This window comes from Dialister sp. UBA1703 (assembly GCA_002320515.1).
Lineage (GTDB): Bacteria > Bacillota > Negativicutes > Veillonellales > Dialisteraceae > Dialister.
In genome coordinates this window covers 1-5,314 of the sequence record DCJJ01000030.1, presented here as the reverse complement: position 1 = coordinate 5,314, position 5,314 = coordinate 1, and the positions used below count along the sequence as shown (strand labels likewise).

Annotated in this window: 4 protein-coding genes; all 4 read right to left on the bottom strand. The window is 52.0% G+C overall.

The annotated features are described in order from the left end of the window. Nucleotides 1-682 precede the first annotated feature (682 nt). Entirely contained in the window at nt 683-1,945 is a 1,263-nt protein-coding gene (locus tag B2Y11_RS01590) for a histidine-type phosphatase (protein WP_291055308.1), read from the bottom strand. A 46-nt stretch (nt 1,946-1,991) separates the two neighbouring features. Next, entirely contained in the window at nt 1,992-2,903 is a 912-nt protein-coding gene (dapA, locus tag B2Y11_RS01585) for a 4-hydroxy-tetrahydrodipicolinate synthase (RefSeq protein ID WP_291055305.1), read from the bottom strand. Between the two features lie 315 nt (nt 2,904-3,218). After that, nucleotides 3,219-4,253 (bottom strand): aspartate-semialdehyde dehydrogenase, encoded by a 1,035-nt coding sequence (locus B2Y11_RS01580; RefSeq protein WP_291055301.1) that lies wholly within the window; start codon nt 4,251-4,253, stop codon nt 3,219-3,221. Between the two features lie 9 nt (nt 4,254-4,262). Further along, nucleotides 4,263-5,054, bottom strand: coding sequence for a 4-hydroxy-tetrahydrodipicolinate reductase (gene dapB, locus B2Y11_RS01575; protein WP_291055297.1), 792 nt, complete (start codon nt 5,052-5,054; stop codon nt 4,263-4,265). Nucleotides 5,055-5,314 lie beyond the last annotated feature (260 nt).

Genomic DNA, 5,314 nt, shown 5'->3' with positions numbered 1-5,314 from the left:
ATTGGATAAAAATTCATATGAAATTCGATTCTGCGAATTAATCAGTGCTTCCCTAACCTGCCCAATAAGAGGCTTTCCTATTGTCGGTTGACTGACCGTCGAAATGACAGTGAGGTGGAGTGGCAACGGTGTCATTTCTGTATTTTTTCACAGCCCCCTATCCTCAGCCCTATCGGGCAGCTCCTTCCAGAGGAAGGAGCCTGCGTTACGGTAATACCCTCCTGCTACTTAATTCTTGCTATGCATTACGGTGAATTGGCCGCCTCCGGCGGCCACCCCCTATCCGGCTGCGCCGGACTTCCCCCCAGAGGGGAAAATAGACCACTCTACGCTCTCCTGTAGAGTCATGTGGCACATTGGTAAGCACCCATAGTCCCACCAGCGAAGCTGGGGGGGAAGGTGGTGGCGCAGCCACCAAAGGGGGGGCCGCATTTCCATCGCCCGTCAGGGCGGCTCCCTGGTTTTATTATAAGAGACGTTCTTTATTATTTTAAGGACGCCCACCAAGGCCTCCGCCCCCGCCGCGTAAGCGACCACAACCCTTGGCCCGTGCGTTAGCACAGGGCCATACGCCCCTCTGCGTCCAAAGGCCGCAGGTCCCTTTAGGAATACAAACGCTCCACGGCTGCACGCCCACCTTCCCTTTTGAATCTTCTGAACCCTCACGCCAAAGGCGTGTCCCTCATGCCCCTCTGAACATTTTCTCCACCTCTTCCCATTTCATCATGCCGTCTTCATTTTCTCCGATTCCTTCAAAATGGAGGGGGAAGAAGGTGAGCCTGTTATGCATGCCGGGGACGTGGAGGTGCCGCATCTGTTCTGCGGTGTAGTAGAGAAGGGTTACTGTGCCGTAGGCCTTTGCGTCTTCACCTTTCCATTTTTCGATGAGGATTTTCACACCGAAGGGGACTCTTTTTTCAAGGGAGCCGGGAAGGCTGTAGGGCTTGGTGCCAAGGGATGCCAGGATGACGGATACGTTGGAGTCGTGGCCGCAGATGTAGGTGAATGGGGAAGCGGGGTCCATGATTTCCCTGTGGATGAGCTGAAGGAGGGGCGATGCCATGAGGCGGGCGGCGCCAGGCATGCCGTAGAGGATGAGGCCGAAGTCGTCTTTCAAATCCCCTATTTTGGCCCAGTCCGAAAAGGACAGGTTGTGCCCGAAGGCCGCTTCTTTATCATTTTCCGTTTCATAGTACCGGATAAGCAGGGAATCGCTTAAGAAATGGGCCGTTTTGATTGAGCCTGTCATTTTCGGCTTTTTCCCTGCTTCCATATGGACCCTGCAGTCATAGGGGTCAAATCCTTTGAACTCACCGGAAATGGCGGCAGGAGAGCGGGATATATCAAGCACTCTTTCCATCTCTTTGAAGTCCCTGCGGAGTTCTTTTTCATGGGTATGAAGGAAATCCTTTGTCCAGGTTTCTTCCCTGCTTTGGAGCTCTGACACCGCAGAGGCGCTCATATCTGCAGGTAGCGCGGTGCCGTAGGCCGGGTCCTTCTCCCCTTCTTTCCTGTGGATGATGGAAATATCCTTTGTGGGAGCAAGACCTGTGGCAAAAAAGCGGGCGGTGGCAATGGTACGTTCATCGGAGTCGGAATAGAAGCGGACCGGTTCTCTGAAAATATCAAAATGCTCTTCTTTGAAATAGTCTTTCATAGACTGTCCCATCATGGTCTCCAGAATCCCGCCCCGCTTGGAGAGGTCCCCCGGATTTCCTTCCCCTTTCTGCCAATGATGAGGGGTGAGGGCGTTTCTTTTTTCATTGTCTGTGGACATAGGCGAACGCAGATTGTGCCGGCTGAAAATCACCACCTTTTCCAGGGTATAATCCTGATGCATCCCCTCTCTGGCCAGTACCGGCGCGCCGGGGGCAGCGAAGGAGAGGCAAAAAAGGGAAATCATAAGGCAGGCAGTCCGTTTTTTTACTGAATGTAGAAATTTCATAGTTCCTCCAACCAAAAAGGCCTTCCCATAGGAAAGCCTTTTTCTATTATTTTACCAGTCCGCCGTAATCTTTCAGCATCTGGTATACGTGATTCTTTTCTTCTTCCGACGGTTCTACAATGGGAAGACGGAAATGGCCGCCAGGCTGACCGATGAGGTTGACTGCTGTCTTGACAGGAATCGGGCTGGCAACGAAGAACATGCCTTTCATAATGGGATACATTTTCAGATGAAGGGATCTTGCCTTTTCCAGATCTCCCTTTTCAAAAGCATCCACCATGGCCAGAAGATCATCACCAATCACATGGCTGGCAACAGAAATGACCCCTACGCCGCCTCCTGCCAGAATAGGCAGGGTGAATGCGTCGTCGCCGCTGTAAATCATGAAATCATCGGGCAGCAGAGTCTTTTCCTTCGTTACCTGGTCCCAGTTGCCGGTGGCGTCTTTAATACCTACCACATTGGGGCATTCATCCACAATTCTCTTGATTGTTTCAGGCTGGATGGATACACCGGTGCGTCCCGGAACATTGTAGAGGACAATGGGCAGATCCACATGTTTGGCAATAGCGCGGAAATGCTGGTACATCCCTTCCTGGTTCGGTTTCACATAGAAAGGAACAATGGCAAGAGCGCAGTCGATGCCCGTTTTCTTTGCTTCCCGGCCGAAAAGGATGGTATCCCTTGTGCTGATAGTGCCGATATTTCCCATAACAGGAACTTTTTTACCCGGCGCATTCCTGCCTACAGCATCCACAATGGTTTTATAAAGTTTCAGTTTTTCTTCTGTGGTCATGGTGGCGCCTTCACCGGTGGTGCCGCCTACCAGAATGCCTTCGGAACCGTGGGCCACCAGGTGCCTGGCCAGTGCGGCCGCTCCTTCATAGTCTACGGAACCATCTTCAAGAAATGGAGTAATCATGGCGGTAATAACCCGTCCAAATTTTGCTGTTGCCATTTTTAGTATCTCCTTTTATATATGTTAGTAAGCTGGTGGGCTAGTGATCTGGTGGACTAGTGGACTAGTAAGTGTCACTATCTACATGTACCAAGATTCTTCACCCGGGGTCAGGATGGTCGGTCGGCCAAATAAAAGGAAGGCGCCCTTTAATGTGCAGGCTAAGGGCCAACTTTGGCCGACTCGCGCATTCTATGCAGAATGCGCGCAAGTGAGGGCGGGAAGAAATCGAGGCAGCACCGGTCATGGGATGGCCCCTTGCGCCACCGGCCGATCAATCTTAAGAACCTTTCCCCTCTGCAATAAGATCCAATATTAAATCATATCATGATTCATCATGTACTCTGCAATCTGCAGCGCATTGAGGGCAGCCCCTTTGCGGATCTGGTCACCGCATACCCAGAGATTGATACCGTTTTCGCAGTACAAATCCTTCCTGATACGGCCTACAGCCACATCGGTCTTATTGGAAGTGTCCAGGGGCATGGGGTAAATCATGTTGGCAATGTCATCCACCAGCTGGGCTCCCTTGAAGCCCTGGATGGCTTTCTCCACCTGGTCGGTGGTGACATGATCTTCTGTTTCTATATAGATGGATTCCGCATGGCTCCGGATAACCGGTACGCGGACAGCGGTAGGCGTAATGGCGATGGTGTCGTCGTGGAAAATCTTATGGGTTTCGTTCACCATCTTCATTTCTTCCTTGGTATATTCGTTATCCAGGAACACATCAATCTGGGGGATTACGTTGTAGGCGATCTGGTAATGCTTGGGCAGGCTGTCGGAGGGAAGAATCTTCGGTTCGTAGGTTTCCCCTTTGGCAATGGCCGCCGCTTCGTCCAGGAGTTCGTCAATGCCGTCTTTGCCGGCACCGGAAACGGCCTGGTAGGTGCTTACGATAATCCGCTTGATTCTGGAAATATCGTAAATAGGCTTCAGCGCCATGAGCATGATAATGGTGGAGCAGTTCGGGTTGGCGATAATGCCCTTGTGTTTAGCAATATCTTCCGGGTTGATTTCCGGAATGACCAGCGGTACTTCCGGATCCATACGGAAGGTGGAAGAGTTGTCGATGACTACGGCGCCCCGTTTGGCAGCTTCCGGAGCCAGGGTCTTGCTGATGCTTCCGCCGGCAAAGAGAGCGATGTCGATATTTTCAAAGGATTCGGGCTTTGCTTCTTCTACGATGTATTCCTTACCCTTCACCAGTACCTTTTTTCCGGCGGACCGTTTGGAAGCCAGAAGCTTCAGGGATGCGAACTGAAAATCCCTTTCTTCAAAAAGGCGGATAAATTCCTGTCCCACAGCGCCGGTGGCGCCAAGGACTGCTACGCGTGGCAGTTTACTCATAAAAGCACCTCATTCCAGATAATTTTCCAAACCATATACAAAGCCCTTGACGGTCATGCATTTCTTGCAGGCCAGCATGACGCCGGGCATAAAGGACTTTCTGGCCAGAGAATCATGACGGAGCGTCAGGATTTCCCCATAACCGCCGAAGAGCACTTCCTGATGGGCCACATAACCGGGCAGGCGGACGGAATGGATGGTAATGCCTTCATACTTACCGCCACGGACGCCGGGAAGGCTTTCCTTTGTTTCATCAGGTTCCGGAGCGCCGGTGCGGGCAGCTGCCATCTTTTCGGCAGTGAGCTTCGCCGTGCCGGAGGGCGCATCATACTTGTGGTTATGATGGAGTTCAATGATTTCTGCATTCGGCATGTATTTAGAAATCTCTGCAGACACCTTCATCAGAAGCACAGCGCCCAGGGAGAAATTCGGAGCCACAAGGCCGTTGGCACCGGTTTTGGCAGCGATGGCAGAAAGCTCCTCCCTCTGCTCAGCGGTAAGGCCGGTGGTGCCGATCACCATATTCACTCCATTTTCAAGGACGAACTTCGCATTTTCATAAATGACCTTCGGGCTGGTGAAATCCACCACCACGTCCGGCTTCTTGACTTTGAAAGCCTCTGCCAGGGATGGTGCAATGGTAATGCCGTTATGACCGCAGCCTACGACCTCACCCAGGTCCTTTCCTGCAGCGCCGGGATCCACAGCGCCGGCCATCTCCAATCCTTCTTCAGCCATCACAGAGCGAACTACTTCACTGCCCATGCGTCCGGCTGCGCCGTTTACTAAAACTTCAATCATGCGTACTCCTCCTTCTATGGCTCTATAGGCAGAAACTCCCTATAAGGCATTTGATAGTTTGAATCTATGGTAGTATAAATCGACAATCACGTCAATATGGGAAATGATTTTTTATACATGAAACGGGGCCGCTGTGCGGCCCCGGGTTCAGAGGGTTCAGAGGGTGGTGGTGGCGGCTGGCGCCGCAATTTTTATAAAAAAGGGGCGCGGCTGACGCCGCAGGTTGTGTAGAAGGGTTGTGTTCGCTTCGCTCAGGGGGC